The following is a 17211-nucleotide window of genomic DNA, read 5'->3' as shown; positions in this document are numbered from 1 at the left end:
GGGCGGGCAAGCCCCTCCGCCCCCATGAAGGGGAGGGAAGCGATCAGACCAGCGCGCCGTGGCAGTGCTTGAACTTCTTGCCCGAGCCGCAGGGGCAGGGCTGGTTGCGGCCGGTGTCCTCCCAGCCGTCCGGCAGGGACGTGACCGGCAGGGCCTCGCGCTGCTCGGGCGAGATGTTGTCGGGCAGGAAGCCGCCCGCCTCGTTCTCGCCGGTCAGCGGGTCGAGATGCACCTCGAACATCTGGCCGGGCGGCGGGGCCGGGGGCTCCTCGAACTGGAACTCCACCGTCATCAGCCAGCGGGTCACGTTCTGGCGCAGGTCCACCAGCAGCTTCTCGAACAGCGAGAAGGCCTCGGTCTTGAACTCGTTCAGAGGGTCGCGCTGGCCGTAGCCGCGCAGGCCGATCACGTTGCGCAGGTGGTCGAGGTGCATCAGGTGCTCGCGCCACTGCAGGTCGATGGTCTGCAGCAGGAAGCTCTTCTCGACGTTGCGCATGTGGTCGCCGACCATGGCGTTGCGCTGCTCGGCGCGGGCGTCGGCGGCCTTGACGATGCGCTCCTCGATCTCCTCGTTGGCGATGCCGTCCTCGGCGGCCCACTCGGCGATCGGCAGGTCGAGGCCCAGGAGGTGCTGCGTCTGGGCGGCCAGGCCCGCCACGTCCCACTGCTCGGCGTAGGCCTTGGGCGGCAGGTGGCGCTGGACGAGGTCGCTGATGGTGTCGCGGCGGAACTCGGCGATCACCTCCGAGAGGTCGGAGGCTTCCATGAACTCCTGGCGCTGCTCGAACACGGCCTTGCGCTGGTCGTTCACGACGTCGTCGTACTTCAGCAGGTTCTTGCGGATCTCGTAGTTCCGCTGCTCGACGCGCTTCTGGGCGGTGGCGATGGCGCTGTTCAGCCACTTGTGGGTGATAGCCTCGCCTTCCTGCACGCCGAAGGTCCGCATGATCGCGTCCAGCCGGTCGCCGGCGAAGATGCGCAAGAGGTCGTCCTCGCAGGACAGGAAGAACTTCGAGCGGCCGGGGTCCCCCTGGCGGCCCGTCCGGCCGCGCAGCTGGTTGTCGATCCGGCGGCTCTCGTGGCGCTCGGTGCCCAGGACGTAGAGGCCGCCGGCGGCCAGCGCCTTCTCCTTCAGGTCCTTGATCTCGGCCTCGATCACCGCGCGCTGGGCGAAGGCCTGCTCGGGCGTGACCTCGACACCCGCCGCGCGCTGCTCCTCGCGCCACTTGGCCAGCTTCATGTCGACGTTGCCGCCGAGCTGGATGTCGGTGCCGCGGCCGGCCATGTTGGTGGCGATGGTGACGGCGCCCGGCACGCCGGCGTCGGCCACGATCAGGGCTTCCTGCTCGTGGTAGCGGGCGTTCAGCACGTTGTGCGGGATGCCGGTCTTGGTCTTGCCGTCGATCTCGAACTTGTGGGCCTTGAGCAGCTCGGAGAGCTGTTCGGACTTCTCGATCGACACCGTGCCCACCAGGATCGGCTGGCCGCGGCGATGGCAGTCCTCGATCTGCTTGATGATCGCCTGGTTCTTCTCGGCGGCGGTGCGATAGACCTCGTCGTCGTCGTCGATCCGCTGGATGGGCCGGTTGGTCGGGATCTCGGCCACGTCCATCTTGTAGATGTCGAGGAATTCCTGGGCCTCGGTGGCCGCCGTGCCGGTCATGCCGGACAGCTTGGAATAGAGGCGGAAGTAGTTCTGGATGGTGACCGAGGCGAGCGTCTGGTTCTCGGGCTGGATGACCGCGCCTTCCTTGGCCTCGATGGCCTGGTGCAGGCCCTCCGAGAGGCGGCGGCCGTGCATCATGCGGCCGGTGAACTCGTCGATCAGGATCACCTCGCCGGCGCGGACGATGTAGTCCTTGTCGCGCACATAGAGGACGTTGGCGCGCAGCGCCTGGTTCACGTGGTGGACGACCGAGACGTTGGCCGGGTCGTAGAGGCCGGCGGAATCCTCGGCCAGGTGGCCGCCTTCCTCCAGGATCTGCTCGATCCGCTCCGAGCCTTCCTCGGTCAGGATGACCTGGCGCTGCTTCTCGTCGTGGTCGAAGGTCGCGGGGTCCTTGATCAGCTCTTTGATGAGCAGGTCGATGGTCTTGTAGAACTCGGACCGGTCCTCGGTCGGGCCCGAGATGATCAGCGGGGTGCGGGCCTCGTCGATCAGGATCGAGTCCACCTCGTCGACGATCGCGAAGTTGTGGCCCCGCTGGACCATCTCCCCCGCTTCATAGACCAGGTTGTCGCGCAGGTAGTCGAAGCCGAACTCGTTGTTCGTGCCGTAGGTGATGTCGCTGCGGTAGGCGGCCTGGCGCTGGCCCTGGCTGAGGCCGTGGACGATCACCCCGGTGGTCAGGCCCAGGAAGCCGTAGACCTGGCTCATCCACTCAGAGTCGCGCTGGGCCAGGTAGTCGTTGACGGTGATGACGTGCACGCCCTTTCCGGCGAGGGCGTTCAGATAGACCGGCGCGGTGGCCACCAGCGTCTTGCCTTCGCCGGTCCGCATCTCGGCGATGCCGCCCTGGTGCAGGACCATGCCGCCCACGAGCTGCACGTCGTAGTGCCGCTGGCCCAGCGTCCGGCGCGCGGCCTCGCGCACCACGGCGAAGGCCTCCTCCAGGATCTGGTCCAGGGTCTCGCCCTTGGCGAGCCGGGCCTTGAACTCGTCGGTCTTGCCCCGCAGCTCGGCGTCGGACAGCGCCTGGATCTTGGGCTCCAGCGCGTTGATCTTGAGGACCCGCGCCTGCATGGCCTTGACCTTGCGGTCGTTGGAAGAACCGAAGAACCGTTGGAAGATGCTCAAGGGAAGGTATCCGATCGACGGCGACTGGGGCCCTTCGCGCGCCGGAAAAGCCGCTCTTTTGGGGCGTGGGTGACTTAAGGACTACCCCCGCCCAAGTCAACGCGGAGCCCCCAGCGGGTGACGAGGGTTCACACCTTCGGCAGGGCGTAGATGTTCCGGCTGATCCCGTCGGGGAAGGCCTGGCGATCGATCACCACGCCGCCCAGCTTCTCGACGAGGGTGCGGGCCGGCGCGTTCTCATCGTCCATATGCGTCTCGACCCGTTCGAAGCCTAAGGCGTCATAGCCCCAGCGGACGGCCGCGCGGGAGGCCTCGAATGCGTACCCATGGCGCCGGGCCGCCGGAACGATCCACCACGTGAGCTCGTGCCGCGGCCACCCCTCCGGCCACACGAGACCGCAGCCGCCGACGACAGAGCCGTCCGCCCTGAGCGTGACGGTCCACATGCCAAATCCGCGCAGCGACCAGTGCCCGATGTCGTAGGCGAGCTTGCGCCACGCCAGCGCAGGGGTCAGGGGTCCGCCGTAGAAGGCCGAGGCCTCCGCGTCGCCATAGAAGTCGCGGTAGACTGGAAAATCGCAGGCTGCAGGCGCCCGCAGGACAAGCCGTTCGGTGTTCAGGCTGGGGATGGACATACAGCCACATTAACGGGGCGAACGAAGCCCAGTGAAGCTTGCGGGCGCGTCCGTCGCCTCGGCGCCTACACGCCGGCCTAAGAAAAAGGGCGGCGCCGAGACGCCGCCCTCATCTCAATCCCATGGGGTGGAGATCAGAAGACCTCGAACAGGCCCGCCCCGCCCATGCCGCCGCCGATGCACATGGAGACGACCACGTGCTTGGCGCCGCGGCGCTTGCCTTCCTGCAGGACGTGGCCCGCCAGGCGCGCGCCGGTCATGCCGAAGGGGTGGCCGATGGCGATGGAGCCGCCGTTGACGTTGTACTTGGCCGGGTCGATGCCCAGCTTGTCGCGGCAGTAGAGGCACTGGCTGGCGAAGGCCTCGTTCAGCTCCCAAAGGTCGATGTCGTCGATCTTCAGGCCGTGGCGCTCCAGGAGGCGCGGGATGGCGAAGACCGGGCCGATGCCCATTTCGTCGGGCTCGCAGCCGGCCACGGCCCAGCCCTTGAAGACGCCCATGGGCTCCAGGCCGCGGCGCTCGGCCTCCTTGCCTTCCATCACGACCACGGCGGCAGCGCCATCCGAGAGCTGCGAAGCGTTGCCGGCGGTGATGAACTTGCCCGGGCCGCGCACCGGCTGAAGGCCGGCGAGACCTTCAAGCGTGGTGTCGGGGCGGTTGCACTCGTCCTTGGCGACCACGTAGTCGACCACGGACTCTTCCTTCGTCTCCTTGTTGACCACCTTCATCTTGGTCTTCATCGGGACGATCTCGTCCTTGAACTTGTCGGCCTGCTGGGCCGCGGCCATGCGCCGCTGGCTTTCCAGCGAGTACTCGTCCTGGGCCTCGCGGCTGACGTTGTAGCGCTCGGCCACGATGTCGGCCGTGTCGATCATCGGCATGAAGATCGCCGGATACATCTCGGTCAGCTTCGGATCGAAGTTCTCGGCGCTGCCGATCCCGGGGTTCGGCATCGAGATGGATTCCACGCCGCCGGCCACCGCCACCGTCGCGCCGTCGTTGCGCACATAGCCCGCCGCCATGGCGATGGTCTGGAGGCCCGAGGAGCAGAAGCGGTTGACGGTCACGCCCGAGGTGGTGATCGGCAGGCCGGCCAGCAGGCCCGCCTGGCGGCCCAGGTTGCCGCCGCCGTGGGCCACGTTGCCCATGAACACGTCCTCGACCTCGGCCGGGGCCAGGCCCGAGCGCTCGACCGCGTGCTTCACCGCGTGCGCGGCCATCGAGACGGTGGGCGTCATGTTGAACCCGCCGCGCATGGACTTGGCGAGGCCCGTTCGGGCGTAGGAGACGATGACCGCTTCGCGCATTTTAAATGATCCTCCGGAACAATGATCGGGCGCTTTTAAACAAGCGTTGGAACCGGGGCGCAACCTTTGCATCCCGTGACGGAAATGGCTAGGGACGGGCCGCGCCTTCCAGCGCGCCTTCGCTCCTAAGAAAACCCGGGGGTGACACCGCATGGCGGCCGCAACACCGTTCCGCAACGCCTGTCTCGTGCTGGCGCTGGTCGCCGGGCTTTCCGCCTGCGGGCGCGGCGGCGACGGCGACCGCCCGCCCGAGCGCGGCGACGTGGCCGTGGCCCGGGTGAACGGCGGGACCGTCTGGGTCTCGGACGTCAAGCGCGAGGCGGTGGCCCAGGGGCTGATCGGCGAGGGCGAGCCGCTGGACCCGTCCTCGGACCTGTTCCGCCGGGTGCTGGACGAGGTGGTCGACCAGAAGCTGCTGGCGGCCGAGGCCCTGAAGCGCAAGCTCGACCAGGACCCGGTGGCCCAGCGCCGGCTGGCGGCCGCGCGCGACCGCATCCTGGGCGACATGCTGGTGGAGAAGGTGGTCGCCGACGCGGTGACCGAGGACAACATCCGCGGCCTCTACGAGGAGCAGCGCAAGCTCGCCAAGCGCTCGGAGGAGATCCGCGCCCGTCAGATCGTGGTCGCCACCGAGCCCGACGCCGAGGCGGTGAAGAAGCTGCTGGCCGCCGGCGCCTCGTTCGAGGCCCTGGCCATGGAGCGCTCCCGCGACGCGGCCACCCGCTTCAACGGCGGCGACCTGGGCTATTTCACCACCGACGTCATGCCGGACGTCTACGACACGGCGCTCAAGGCCGCGAAGCCCGGCCAGATCGTGGGCCCGTTCCCGGTCGAGGGCGGCTTCGCCCTGGTCAAGGTCGAGGACCGCCGCCTGGAGCAGCCGATCACCTTGGAGGCCGCCCGGCCCCAGATCGTGCGCTTCCTGACCTACGACCGCATCCGCGACCTGCTGGAGAAGCTGCGCGGCAAGGCCAGGATCGAAACTCTCGTCAAGCCGCAGGAGGGCGCGCCCCGCGCCGCTCCGCCGGCCGACGCGCCCAAGGCGCGCGGCGGGGCTCCCAAGCCACCGGTCCCGGACAAGACCGCCTCCAGCCCGACCCAGGGAAACCGCACATGACCCGCAAGCCCTCCAAGACCAAGGCGGCGCCCAAGCCGGTGGAGGTGGTCGGCCAGACCCTGGAACGGGCGCTCGACCCCCTGGCCAGCGCGCTCAAGCGCGCGGCGCTGAAACGCGCCGAGAAGCAGGCCCACGCCTTCGAGGCGCCGGTCGCGACGGCCGCCGCCAAGGCGGACAAGTCGGCCATGCCGGTCTCGCCGCTCGCCGTGCCGTTCCCCCGGATGCGGCCCATCGCCGGGGTCCAGATGGCGACCGGCCGCGCCGGCTTCTACAAGCACGAGCGCGACGACCTGCTGGTCATGGTGTTCCCCGAAGGCGCCAGCGCCGCGGGCGTCTTCACCCGGCACGGCGTGGGCTCCGCGCCGGTCGACTGGTGCAAGCGCCACCTGGAGGCCACCAAGGGCGAGGGCGCGCGGGCGCTGGTGGTCAACGCCGGCTGCGCCAACGCCTTCACCGGCAAGCCAGGCGCCGACGCCGTGCGCCGGGTGGCCGCGGGCGTGGCCAAGCGCTTCGACTGCCGCCAGCGCGACGTCATGGTGGCCTCGACGGGCGTCATCGGCGTCCTGCTGGACGACGCCAGGATCACCAACCGCCTGGCCGACATCGAGGGCCGGCTCACCGACGACGGCTGGGCGGCCGCGGCCCGGGCCATCATGACCACCGACACCTTCCCGAAGGGCGCCTACGCCGAGGCCACGATCGACGGGACGACGGTGCGGATCGGCGGCATCTGCAAGGGCTCGGGCATGATCGCGCCCGACATGGCCACCATGCTGGCCTTCGTGGTCACCGACGCGGCCATCTCGCCCGGCGCGCTCCAGGCGCTCGTCAGCCTCTACACGCGCAACACCTTCAACGCCGTGACGGTGGACGGCGACCGCTCGACCAACGACACCCTGCTGCTGTTCGCCACCGGCCAGTCCGGCGCGCCCCGGATCAGTCGCGCCGGCGACAAGCGCCTGGCCGACTTCCGCGACAAGCTGGAAGGGGTGCTGATGGACCTGGCCCACCAGCTCGTCCGGGACGGGGAAGGGGCCACCAAGTTCATCAAGATCACCGTCACCGGCGCCGAGACGGCCGCCTCGGCCCGCAGGATCGCCAAGTCGATCGCCGACAGCCCCCTGGTGAAGACCGCCTTCGCCGGCGAGGACGCCAACTGGGGCCGCATCGTCATGGCCGTGGGCAAGGCCGACGAGCCCATCGACCGCGACAGCCTGAGCGTGAAGTTCGGAGACCTGTGGGCGGCCCAGGACGGCCTGATCGCGCCGTCCTACGACGAGGCGAAGATGAGCGCCTACATGAAGAGGAAGGAGCTGGAGGTCACCGTCGACGTGGGCGTGGGCCGCGCCAGCTCCACCGTCTGGACCTGCGACCTCACCAAGCGCTACGTCGAGATCAACGGCGACTACCGGAGCTGACGCCGATGACCCACGCCATCGTGATCCAGACCGCCACGGCGCTGTTCGAGGAGGCCGAGCGGATCGCCGACGCGCTCCTGGAGGAAGGGCTGGCCGCCTGCGTCCAGATCCTGCCGGTCCACAGCCGCTACCGCTGGAAGGGGAAGATCGAGCGCCAGGACGAGCACCTGCTGCTCATCAAGACCCGCCGCGAGCTGTTCGAGAACGTCCACGGCCGCATCCTGGCCCTGCACGGCTACGAACAGCCCGAGGTCATCGCCATGCCGGTGGCCGAGGGCGATCCGGGTTATCTCGCCTGGATCGCGGAGGCGACGCCCCATCAGGCTTGAGGCGAGGCGCCGCACGCGGCGGCGCCTCGGCTCGTCAGTGGTTCGACCAGACGCCCGAACGGCCGCCGCCGCCGCGACGCGGGCCCTTGAAGGTCGGGCGCGCCGGCTTGTCGCCGGCCGCGCGCGCCGCGCCGCCTTCATGGCGGTGGCCGGGCCTGGCCTCGCCGTGGTTGCGGTTCGGCTTGGCCTTGTGCTGGCCGCGATGGGGCTGGGCCGAGCGTTCCGACCGCTCGGGCTTGCCGCCGGTCTCGGGCATGGCGGCGGTGGCCGCGCCGAGCTGGCGGTCGTTGCGGCGGTCGAACGAGGGGATGCGCTGACGCGTCACCTTCTCGATGTCCTTCAGCAGGTTGCGCTCGTCGTCGGCGCAGAACGCCACGGCCGAGCCGTCGGCGCCGGCCCGGGCCGTCCGGCCGATCCGGTGGACGTAGGCTTCCGGCACGTTGGGCAGTTCGAACTGGACGACGTGGCTGACCGCGTCGATGTCGATGCCGCGCGCGGCGATGTCGGTGGCCACCAGCGCGCGCACGTCGCCCGCCTTGAAGGCCGCCAGCGCCCGCTCGCGCTGGCCCTGGCTCTTGTCGCCGTGGATCGAGGCGGCCTCGACGCCCACCTGCTCCAGGGAGCGGGCCACGCGGTCGGCGCCGCGCTTGGTGCGGGTGAAGACGATCACGCGCTTGAAGCTCGCGTCGTCGAACAGCTCGGCCAAGAGGGCGCGCTTGCGCTGCTGCTCGACGAACAGGACGCGCTGGTTGATGCGCTCCACGGTCGTGGCCTGCGGCGTCACCGAGACCTTCAGCGGGTTGGGGTTGAGGATCTCGCCCGTCAACTTCTCGATCTCGCCCGGCATGGTGGCCGAGAAGAACAGGTTCTGCCGCTGGCGGGGCAGGAACTTCACGATGCGCCGGATCGGCACGATGAAGCCCATGTCCAGCATCTGGTCGGCTTCATCCAGGACGAAGGTCTCGACGCCTTCCAGGGTGATCGACTTCTCCTGAAGGTGGTCGATCAGGCGGCCGGGGGTGGCCACCAGCACGTCGACGCCGCCGGCCATGGCGCGCATCTGCGGGCCGTACTTCACGCCGCCGAAGATGATGGCGACCGAGAGGCCCAGGTGCCGGCCGTAGGCCTTGAAGCTCTCGGCGATCTGGGTGGCGAGCTCGCGGGTGGGCGAGAGCACCAGCACGCGGGCCGAGCGCCGCGGCGCGGGCCGGCGGTCCTCGGAGAGGCGGTGCAGGATGGGAAGGGCGAAGGCGGCGGTCTTGCCGGTGCCCGTCTGGGCGATGCCCAGCAGGTCGCGGCCGGCCATCACGCCGGGGATCGCCTGCGCCTGGATCGGCGTGGGCGAGGTGTAGCCTTCGTCGGCCAGCGCCTTGAGCAGCGGCTTGGCGAGGCCGAGGTCGGTGAATTGGGTCAAACTGTAGTCTTTCACGTATGCGCCGAACGCGGCCGCTCGGGCTTTCCGAGGGCCGCGGAAGTCGCGGGTCTTTGGGGAAGCGCCCCGCGTGACGGGCGGATCTATGAGAAATCGGTGGGCTCGACAGGCTGAGCCTCGTTTGAGGCCCCACGCGGCTGGAGCGCCGATCGCGCCGACTTGGGCGCAGGCCCGTACATCGGGGCCCGCCACGGTGAAGTCAACCCGCGCCGGCCATTCGGTGGCGGCCTGTGGCGGATATGGCGCGGTCGGGCTATTGGCCGGACATGACCAAGCCCATGGTGCTCGTGGCCGCCGCGGCCCTGATCGACAGCGATGGCCGGGTGCTGATCTGCCAGCGGCCCGAGGGCAAGCAGCTCGCCGGCCTGTGGGAGTTCCCGGGCGGCAAGGTCGAGCCCGGCGAGACGCCCGAGGCGGCCCTGATCCGCGAGCTGGAGGAGGAGCTGGGGATCAAGGTGGCCCGCGCCTGCCTCGCCCCCTTCGTCTTCGCCAGCCACGAGTACGAGAGCTTCCACCTCCTGATGCCGCTCTACCTGATCCGCCGCTGGGAGGGGCGCATCACGGCCCACGAGCACCAGGCCACCGCCTGGGTGAAGCCCGCCCGGCTGGACGACTATCCCATGCCCCCCGCCGACGGCCCGCTCGTCGCCTGGCTCCGGGACGTCATCTGATGAGGCAGGCGGCCGGCACGCTGGAGGTCCGTACGCCCGGCCAGGGCCTGCACGCGATCACCCGCGAGGTCGTCGCCTGGGTCGCGGACCAGGGCGTGACGACGGGCCTGCTCACCGTCTTCTGCCGCCACACCTCGGCCAGCCTGCTGATCCAGGAGAACGCCGACCCCGACGTCCGCCGCGACATCGAGGACTGGGTCGCGAAGGTGGCGCCCGAGAGCCCCGCCTACCGCCACCAGGACGAAGGCTCATCCCCTACGCATCCTTACTTCGCGGTCGCCTGACGCGGCGAGGAGGATCGACGTCAGGTCGCCCTGCAGTTCGGCCCGCCATTGGCCCCGGCCTTCGAGCGGGTGGATCACGACGGCGCGGATGACCTTGCGCAGCGCCTCGCGGGCCTGCGCCAGCTCCGCCGTGCCCTGGTCGGCGTTCTCGATGGCCTGTTGCAGCGCCTCGATCCGGCGGCGGTAGTTGGCGGCGGCCGAGGGGATCATCGGCACGATCTCGGCGCCGCGTGACAGCTCGTCGAGGCGGGCCTGCAGCTCGGCGGCGCGAGCCTCCAGCTCGGCGAGCTTGGCCTGCACGGTCGGGCCGGTGAGGATGCCTTCGGCCACCTGATCGACAAGCCGCGCGGCCCGGCGCCTGGCCTCGGCAAGGTCGCGCTCGACCTGGCCCTTCTCGACCGCCGCGCCCGCGCCCGCCTTGCGCCTGGCGGCGTGGTACTCGCGCACGGCCGCCTCGATGACGTCGGGATGCAGGAAGTCGCGGCGGACCTCGTCAAGGACCTGCCGCTCCAGCACGTCGGCCGGCGGGCTCCTGACGTTCGTGCAGCCGGCCAGCCCCTTGTTCATCCGGGTAAGGCAACGGTAGCCCCGGTTTGTCCCCGACGTGTGCATGCCGCCGCCGCAGACGCCGCAGCGTATCAGGCCCGAAAACAGGCGCTTGGGGGCATTGCCGGCCTGGGCGTTGCCGCTGGCGGCCACGCGCTCGGCGATGGCCGTAAGGCGGGCCTGGGCCTTGGCCCAGGTGGGCTCGTCGATGATCCGCAGCTCTGGCGCGGGCTGGCGGATCCATTCGGACGGCGGGTTGGCGCGCGTGGTCTGCCGTCCGGTCCGCCGGTCCTTGACCTTGTGTGTCCGGTTGAACACCCGCTCGCCGGCATAGAGATGATTGCGCAGGATCCCGTCGAGGTAGGCGGCCCGGCCGTTGACGTGGGTATAGGCCCACAGCCGCCCGCCCGGCCCCGGCACGCCCTCGTCGTTCAGCTTGGCGACGATCTGATACACGGTCAGGCCGGCGCAAAAGTCGGCGTAGATCCGGCGCACGACGGCGGCCTGCACCTCGTCGATCTCAAGAACGCCCCGGATCGGCTCGCCGGCTGCGTCATAGGCCAGCTTGCGGCGATAGCCGTAAGGCGGCTTCGAGGTGTGGCGGCCTGACATGACGACGCCGGTCAGGCCCCGGCGAACCTTCTTCCCCAACTCGTCGAGGAAGATGGCGTTCATCGTCCCCATGACGCCGACGTGAAGCATGCTCACGTCGCCCTCGGAGACCGTCGAAATCTTCACGCCCTGGGCCTTGAGGTCGTCGAAGATATCCCAGGCGTCGCCCCCCGACCGCGTCAGGCGGTCGAGGGCTTCGCAGATGACGACGTCGAACGGGCGCGGCCGGCGACGGGCGGCGGCCAGGAGATCGTTCAGGCCGGGGCGGTTCGCCATGCTCGCGCCCGAGATCGCCGCGTCGGAGAACTCGGCGACGACGGTCGCCCCGATCCGCTCGGCGTGCCGGCGGGCGGCGGCGAGCTGATCGGCAATCGAGGCCGCGTTCTGCAGCTCCGACGAAAAGCGGGCGTAGAGGGCGGCGCGCATCTAGTCGTGCGAACCCGGTTCGTCGTCACCCCATCCCCTGACCCTGATTGGTCCTGGGGTCTCTACGATGCGCAACAGAAGTCCACGATAGCGGGGCTCGCTGCCAAGCGTTATTCCCCCGCCATCGGGTTTGAACGTGCGATCACGGGCCGGCGCGCTGGCTTCGGCCTCGTGCTTGAGCATCTGCAGCTCATCAAGGGTTACGTCGATAAAGGCGGGCGGCTCCCAGATCTCGTCACGGGGGAGCGAGAGGCGACGCGCGATCTCGGCGTCTAGCTGATCGAAGGTCACGCTCACGAACGCTGTTCCTGGGCTTGCTGTGCGGCGCGAGCATCCTCCGCCGCCATCCAACGGGCAATAGCCTTCGCCGCCTCGAACACGGCTTCGCTCGGCCGGGGGCCGGGCGTCGTCTCGCGGTCCTGGGCGGGCGGCGGGCTCATGTCAGGCGGTTTGCCCGCGTCGTGGGGCGCGCGCCTGGCGCTGGCGGGCGATGGCCTCGATCAGGTCTTGCATCGCGGCGTCCGCCTCGAAGCCGGCGGCCGTCGAGTTGGGGGCGATCTCCTCGATCAGCGCCACGCGCCGGCAGAGCTTCGGCCAGACCTCGGCGGCCGTGGTCAGGGCGGCCATCCGGTCGGCGGGCTCGATGTGCTTGGACGCCCGCAGGACGCTCGTCGCGAATTGGAGGGCCCAGGGCCACAGCTCGGCGCAGGCGATCCCGACCGCGTCCTCGGCGGTTCCGCGCTGGCGGCGGACACTGGCGGCAAGCGCGTGATCGGCGCTCATGACGCGATCCGCTCGGGAAGGGGAAAGCCGAGGCTGTCGGCGCCCGTCCGCGCCACGACGCGGGACCGCTCGGCGACCGCGACGCGGAAGCCTCGGTAGTAGAGGCGGCCCTCGTGGGCGAACACCTTCATGCGGTCGCCGTGGTCGGCGATGGCCTGGGCGTCGGCGGGGGTCAGCTCGACCCGCTCGACCGGCCGGCTCGCTTCGAGCAGCAGGTCGATCAGCCGGTCTAGGCCCGTGTGGGGGGCGAGGCTCACGCGCGGCCCCCGATCCTGGCGGCCCCGGCCTGGGCGGCGAGGCCGGGGTTCAGCGCGACGCCTTCGGCTGCGGCTCTACCCCTCGCGTACTCTTCGCCGCCGCGCTGGCCGTTCCGCAGCGTCGTGGGTTGGAACTCAAGGCCCGCCGCCGCCAGGGCCTCGGCTTCCGTGCAGCCGTTCTCGACCGTCTTGGCCCGCAGGGCGCGGATCTTCGCCGCGATCTTCTCGCGCTCGGTCATGCCCGGACCTCGGGCATGGCGTCGTGGGTGCGGCCGTCGAGGAGGCGGCCGGCGGCGCTCTTGCCGACTTCGGCCATGATGCACCAACGCGGCCGGGGGGCGGTGGCGGGCAGGGTTTCGAGGGGGAAGGGGCCGCGTGTCACCGTGCCGTCGACGGCGAGGGCCAGGGCCGGCGGAAAGTCTGGCGTTTGGCCGTCCTCAGACCAGCGCACCGGGCGGTGCGAACCCCATTGCTTGAAGAAGAACGCGGTCGAAGTGATGGTGCAGTCGTCGCGGATCTTCCGAACCCATTCGGGGTGCATCGGCCGGGGTCCGTTCTCGCCGCCGACGATGACAAGGTCGATGCGGCGCATCGGCGTCGAGGGGGCGCCGATCTTCGGATCCGTGCTGACCGCCGGCAGAATTCCGCGGCCGTTGCACTGGTGGCAGCGCCCGCGCGGCCATCTGGCGAGGATCCCGGTTCCGCCGCAGAGATCGCAATGAAAGTCGACGCGCGGCAGGAGGAGCGGGCCGATAAGCGGCTCGGCGCTGATGAACCGGACCTGAGACGGCGTCTCGATCAGGTCCCGGATCCGGAAGTCTCGGTCTTGATCTTCGACCGACACGCCATGCCACACGTTCGTGAGGGGTAGGCGGCGCAGCCGGCCTCCATGCTCGCGCAGCTCGGCGGCGTAGTGCGGGCCGTAGCCGGCAGCGTGGAAGCGCCCGGTCTTGAGGTATTCGAGAGCGTGGCCTTGGATCCGCATGGCGGCGGTCGCGGCCTCGCCGCCGAACTCGCCCGAGTTCGTCCAATAGTCGCGCATCCGGCGGCTACGCTTCGTCAGGACTTGGAACGTGTGCTGCGGCGCGAGCATCATCGCCGCGTAGACCCGGTCAATCCAGCTCGTCGGCACGCCCTCGGCGAAGAGGTCGCCGTGGGCGCAGACGAAGATCTTCCGCGGCCGTTTCCAGCGGATCGGCTGATCTAGCCAATCCCAATTCAGGCGCACCTGACCGTTCCACACGGGCCCGGCCTTGGACGGCGTCGTGAGGCCGGCGCGCGAGGGGTGGTGTTGCAGCCGCCCGCCCGCGAGGCGCATGGCGTAGCAGTTGGCGCAGCCCGGCGAGACGACGGCGCAGCCCGTCACCGGGTTCCACGTCGCGTCGGTCCATTCGATCAGGGAGTTATCGGCCATCGGTCATGGCCTCCGCTCGGCCATCGACGATCCGCCGCGCGATGGCGTGCAGGATCGCGGCCGGGCCCGACCGCCGGGCGAGCCCAAGGATCCGGTAGGCGCGGCAGACCGCCTCGGCCTGGTTCTCGGCGTCGGTTAGGGCGTTGTGGTGAACCCCCTTGGCCCGGTCCGGCTTGACGCCGGCCGCCGCGTACAGGGTCCGCGTGCAGCGGACGTTCCAGAAATCCCACAGGACCGGGACGTGCACGGCCCTGTGAGCCGCCGACAGCAGGACCTCGTCGAAGTTCGCGCCGTGGGCCCACAGCTCGACCCCGCCGACATCGCGCCACCATGAGGCAAACTCGATCAGGACATTGAAGAGCGGGCGGGGATCGCGGGCCAGGGCTTCACGGGCCTCCTCGCTTTGGCGGGACCACCATTCGACCGTCGCAGGATCCTTCGTCAGGCCGGCGGCCTCGCACGACGCTTGGTCGATGACGCGATAGAAGCGGGAGCCCATGACCCCATTGACCGGGTCGAAGGCGACGGCGCCGATTGAGCAGATGACCGAGCCGGGGCGCGTGCCCATCGTCTCAAGGTCGACCATGACGTGATGGCAGGTTTTCAAGACTGGATCCTTTCGAGGAAGGTCAGGACGGCCGCGACGGCGGCGAGGTCGAGGAGGAAGGCGAGGAGCACGATCACGGCGACGCGGACTGGGAGCGGGAGCCGCTTGTGGGTGGCGGCCGGTTCCTGCGAACCGGGTTCGCGGTCGGCGGCGCGCGTGTCGGAACGGGTCCCCATCACGCCCTCCCGACCTGGGCTTGAACGTAGAGGCGCGGGCCCTCGTCGGTGCGCGCGAACCGGAGCTGAACTGAGCCTTCCCAGGTCAGGCCGGCCACCCAGGCGCGGTCGCCTTCGTCGGGGCCATGAAGCGGGCCGGCGTGCTCCAAGGCTTCGGCGGCGGTGTCGCCGCTGTTGTCCGGCCACCAGCCTTGACCCTCGCCGTGGCGCAGGAAGAACGTGGCCTTGCGGTTGCGGAGCGCCTGTTCGGCGGCCTGATCGAACCGCCACGCTCCGTCCCGCCAGACGCATTCGAGATCGGCGACGGCGGCGAGCGAGGCCGCGAAGATCTCGCCATCCTTCGCCGCCTCGGGCCGGTTCCAATCCGGATCGGGCTCGGCGAGCCATGCGGCCCAGGCGTCAAGCTCCGGGTCGCACGGCATGACCTCATCGGTGTAGTCGTCGAGGTAGTAGAGGAGGTCGCTCACGGCTGCGCCTCCGCACCTTCGCCCGCGCCGGCAAGGCGGCGCAGGAAGCCGGGGATCTCGGCGTCTTCGGCCTGGGCTTCCTCGCCGGCCGGCTCGTCGGCGGCGGGGGGTTTGCTGTCCTGGCCCAGGCCTTCCACCCGCACGAGCTCGGCGAGCTGCATCGCGCCGTCTTCGGCCCAATCGTAGCCGTCCGCGCCGTAGTCGATCCCCTCCTGCGCGAGGAAGGCGTCGAGGCCCCGGCCGGCGCGCTCGGTCGCCTCGAAGAGGGCTTCGCTCGGGTCTTCGGGAAGGTCTTCGCAGTCCTCGCCGAGGCAGTCGGCGACGATGGCGACGAAGCGGTCGCGGGGCAGGATTTCAGGCGGGGCCTTGGCGGCCGGGGCGTCGGGGTTCCAAGGCGTCCGGAAGAGGGGGCCCGAAGACAGCGCCCATCCGCCCGCGAAGTTGAGAGCGAGCGCCATCAAACGGCGGCGACCTTCCAGGCCGGCGCCCCGGTCCATGTTCGGCCGCCCCTCGCCGTCGACGAGCTGCGTGGCGTCATCGCGCGGGTTCTCTCCCGGCTGGATGGTGAAGGGCCCCTTCACGCCGCGCCCCGTCCAGAGTTCTCGGAAGCGCCGCCGGAACTCGTCCTCGGTGAGCGATTGATCGGCCTCGGGATCGCGGACTTGAGTTGCGATCTCGGCGACGATGTCCGCCTCAAGCTGCATGACCGCGTCGAGGAACGCCTTCTCGGCGTCCTTCTCCGCCTCTGCCGCCGCTTGCCGGGCGGCGGCCTCACGCTCGCGGGCCGCGTCCTGCTCGACGCGCTCGGCCCGTTCCTGGGCGCGCTTGTTCCGGGCGGCCTTGATCTCGTCCTTGATGCTGTCGGGGACCTCGAAGGGCCCGTTGAGCCAAGGCGTCGAATAGCCGGGATCGAGCCGGCGAAGCCCGAGTTCCTGGCGCAGCCCGTCCATGGCGTGAAGGCGCTGCGAGGCGGTCTTGAGGTCGCCGAACTTGAGTTCTAGATGCCGCTCGGCTTCCCAACTGACGCCGATCTGAAAGCGGCCCGTCTCGCCGCCGTCGTCGAGAACGTGACTGACCGTGGTCAGCAGTTGGTTGGGGTACTCGGTCAGCCGCTTGATCCGGCCGTCCTCGTCGAAGCGGGCGTCGGCGTGACACTCGGTCAGGCGGTCCCGCATGTAGTCGGTTCGCGGGATCGGGTCAGCCTTGACCTTGTCGAAGACCTCCAGCGCGAGGAGCCATTCGGCGGCCGGCAGGGTGAGGGGCTTCGGCTGCTTGCGGATCCACTCGGTCGCTTCCTTGGCCGAGATCTTGCCCCGCTCCAGTTCCGTGACCTTGATCGGCGGCAGCTTCTCCAGAAATTCAAGCCGCAGTTCGATGATGCGGACCGACTTGCCGACGACGAGGCTGACCGCTTCCTTGGCCGCCTTGAGCGTCAGGTTCGGGTCGGCCTGCATCCGCTTGTCGATCATCCGGCGGTAGGCGCGGGCGTCGTCCATCGCGGACATGTTGTTGCGGGCGACGTTCTCGATGGTCGCCAGCTCGAAGGCCTGATCATCGTCGAGGCCTTCGCGGATCACGGCCGGAATGGTCAGCTTGCCGGCGGCGAGGCTGCAGGCGCGGCGGCGCGCGCCCATGACGACGAGATAGCGGCCCGGCTCGGCGGGGTTCGGCCGGACCATGATCGGCTGCAGCACGCCGCGCGCGCCGATGGAGGCGGTCAGCTCGGCGTCGGCTTCCTCGTCGACGGCGCCGCGCGGGTTGTCGGGGTTGTCGTCGATCAGGTGCAGGGGAAGCTCGACCGCGGCGGTGTCGGGGGCGACGTCCGGCGCGCTCGGGGCCTGGGCGGTGGGTTCCGCGGCCGTGGGGGTCTTGGCCGTCTTCGGGGTCTTGGCGGCCTTGGCGGCGGCCTTCGGGGCGGGGGTCTTGGCCATAG

19 protein-coding genes are annotated in these 17211 nt (G+C 70.0%); 5 read left to right on the top strand and 14 right to left on the bottom strand.

Annotated elements, in window-relative coordinates:
- Positions 1-43: 43 nt before the first annotated feature.
- The 3 genes from secA to ACK4TT_RS13140 all read right to left on the bottom strand — a co-directional run bounded on the left by secA (position 44) and on the right by ACK4TT_RS13140 (position 4739).
- Positions 44-2797, bottom strand: a complete 2754-nt coding sequence (secA, locus tag ACK4TT_RS13150; protein WP_410213149.1) for a preprotein translocase subunit SecA — start codon at positions 2795-2797, stop codon at positions 44-46.
- Positions 2798-2925: 128 nt separating this feature from the next.
- Positions 2926-3432 carry a GNAT family N-acetyltransferase gene (locus ACK4TT_RS13145; protein ID WP_410213148.1) on the bottom strand — a complete coding sequence of 169 codons (507 nt, stop codon included), beginning with the start codon at positions 3430-3432 and terminating at the stop codon, positions 2926-2928.
- 134 nt (positions 3433-3566) lie between these two features.
- Positions 3567-4739 carry an acetyl-CoA C-acyltransferase gene (locus ACK4TT_RS13140; protein ID WP_410213147.1) on the bottom strand — a complete coding sequence of 391 codons (1173 nt, stop codon included), beginning with the start codon at positions 4737-4739 and terminating at the stop codon, positions 3567-3569.
- A gap of 151 nt (positions 4740-4890) precedes the next feature.
- Here ACK4TT_RS13140 and ACK4TT_RS13135 point away from each other — a divergent pair, with 151 nt between their 5' ends.
- Genes ACK4TT_RS13135 through cutA form a run of 3 tightly spaced genes read left to right on the top strand, consistent with a single transcriptional unit; the run spans position 4891 to position 7603 of the window.
- Positions 4891-5856, top strand: coding sequence for a peptidyl-prolyl cis-trans isomerase (locus ACK4TT_RS13135; protein ID WP_410213146.1), 966 nt, complete (start codon positions 4891-4893; stop codon positions 5854-5856).
- The gene (gene argJ, locus ACK4TT_RS13130) at positions 5853-7274 is read left to right on the top strand and encodes a bifunctional glutamate N-acetyltransferase/amino-acid acetyltransferase ArgJ (RefSeq protein ID WP_410213145.1); all 1422 of its coding nucleotides are present in this window, start codon (positions 5853-5855) and stop codon (positions 7272-7274) included. Before ACK4TT_RS13135 ends, argJ begins: the two co-directional genes overlap by 4 nt.
- A gap of 5 nt (positions 7275-7279) precedes the next feature.
- Positions 7280-7603, top strand: a complete 324-nt coding sequence (cutA, locus tag ACK4TT_RS13125; protein ID WP_410213144.1) for a divalent-cation tolerance protein CutA — start codon at positions 7280-7282, stop codon at positions 7601-7603.
- A gap of 34 nt (positions 7604-7637) precedes the next feature.
- Here cutA and ACK4TT_RS13120 read toward each other — a convergent pair whose 3' ends face one another.
- Complete coding sequence (locus ACK4TT_RS13120; RefSeq protein ID WP_410213143.1) at positions 7638-9017, bottom strand: DEAD/DEAH box helicase; 1380 nt, start codon at positions 9015-9017, stop codon at positions 7638-7640.
- Positions 9018-9301: 284 nt separating this feature from the next.
- Here ACK4TT_RS13120 and mutT point away from each other — a divergent pair, with 284 nt between their 5' ends.
- Both mutT and ACK4TT_RS13110 read left to right on the top strand, forming a co-directional pair.
- Positions 9302-9706: an 8-oxo-dGTP diphosphatase MutT gene (gene mutT, locus ACK4TT_RS13115; protein WP_410213142.1), complete on the top strand. Its 405-nt coding sequence runs from the start codon at positions 9302-9304 to the stop codon at positions 9704-9706.
- Positions 9706-9990, top strand: a complete 285-nt coding sequence (locus ACK4TT_RS13110) for a secondary thiamine-phosphate synthase enzyme YjbQ (protein ID WP_410213141.1) — start codon at positions 9706-9708, stop codon at positions 9988-9990. The genes mutT and ACK4TT_RS13110 overlap by 1 nt, the downstream gene beginning before the upstream one ends.
- On the opposite strand, the gene ACK4TT_RS13105 is transcribed toward ACK4TT_RS13110, so the two are convergent.
- The 10 genes from ACK4TT_RS13105 to ACK4TT_RS13060 form a co-directional block, all read right to left on the bottom strand.
- Positions 9955-11574, bottom strand: a complete 1620-nt coding sequence (locus tag ACK4TT_RS13105) for a recombinase family protein (RefSeq protein ID WP_410213140.1) — start codon at positions 11572-11574, stop codon at positions 9955-9957. The genes ACK4TT_RS13110 and ACK4TT_RS13105 overlap by 36 nt on opposite strands.
- The gene (locus tag ACK4TT_RS13100) at positions 11575-11871 is read right to left on the bottom strand and encodes a hypothetical protein (protein ID WP_410213139.1); all 297 of its coding nucleotides are present in this window, start codon (positions 11869-11871) and stop codon (positions 11575-11577) included.
- 144 nt (positions 11872-12015) lie between these two features.
- The gene (locus ACK4TT_RS13095; RefSeq protein WP_410213138.1) at positions 12016-12357 is read right to left on the bottom strand and encodes a hypothetical protein; all 342 of its coding nucleotides are present in this window, start codon (positions 12355-12357) and stop codon (positions 12016-12018) included.
- The gene (locus ACK4TT_RS13090; protein ID WP_410213137.1) at positions 12354-12614 is read right to left on the bottom strand and encodes a hypothetical protein; all 261 of its coding nucleotides are present in this window, start codon (positions 12612-12614) and stop codon (positions 12354-12356) included. Before ACK4TT_RS13090 ends, ACK4TT_RS13095 begins: the two co-directional genes overlap by 4 nt.
- Complete coding sequence (locus ACK4TT_RS13085) at positions 12611-12853, bottom strand: hypothetical protein (RefSeq protein ID WP_410213136.1); 243 nt, start codon at positions 12851-12853, stop codon at positions 12611-12613. Before ACK4TT_RS13085 ends, ACK4TT_RS13090 begins: the two co-directional genes overlap by 4 nt.
- The gene (locus ACK4TT_RS13080) at positions 12850-14028 is read right to left on the bottom strand and encodes a DUF5131 family protein (RefSeq protein ID WP_410213135.1); all 1179 of its coding nucleotides are present in this window, start codon (positions 14026-14028) and stop codon (positions 12850-12852) included. Before ACK4TT_RS13080 ends, ACK4TT_RS13085 begins: the two co-directional genes overlap by 4 nt.
- A complete protein-coding gene (locus ACK4TT_RS13075; protein WP_410213134.1) occupies positions 14018-14614 on the bottom strand; it encodes a 3'-5' exonuclease in 597 nt (198 codons plus the stop codon). The genes ACK4TT_RS13080 and ACK4TT_RS13075 overlap by 11 nt, the downstream gene beginning before the upstream one ends.
- A gap of 17 nt (positions 14615-14631) precedes the next feature.
- On the bottom strand, positions 14632-14811 hold the full coding sequence (locus ACK4TT_RS13070) for a hypothetical protein (RefSeq protein ID WP_410213133.1): 180 nt from the start codon (positions 14809-14811) through the stop codon (positions 14632-14634).
- Positions 14811-15278, bottom strand: coding sequence for a hypothetical protein (locus ACK4TT_RS13065; RefSeq protein ID WP_410213132.1), 468 nt, complete (start codon positions 15276-15278; stop codon positions 14811-14813). The genes ACK4TT_RS13070 and ACK4TT_RS13065 overlap by 1 nt, the downstream gene beginning before the upstream one ends.
- Entirely contained in the window at positions 15275-17209 is a 1935-nt protein-coding gene (locus ACK4TT_RS13060) for a ParB/RepB/Spo0J family partition protein (RefSeq protein ID WP_410213131.1), read from the bottom strand. The genes ACK4TT_RS13065 and ACK4TT_RS13060 overlap by 4 nt, the downstream gene beginning before the upstream one ends.
- Positions 17210-17211: the final 2 nt, after the last annotated feature.

This window comes from Phenylobacterium sp. (assembly GCF_046463815.1).
In the GTDB taxonomy this organism is placed as follows: domain Bacteria; phylum Pseudomonadota; class Alphaproteobacteria; order Caulobacterales; family Caulobacteraceae; genus Phenylobacterium.
Note: the sequence above shows the minus strand (reverse complement) of the source record. Positions and strands in the feature narration are given on the sequence as shown.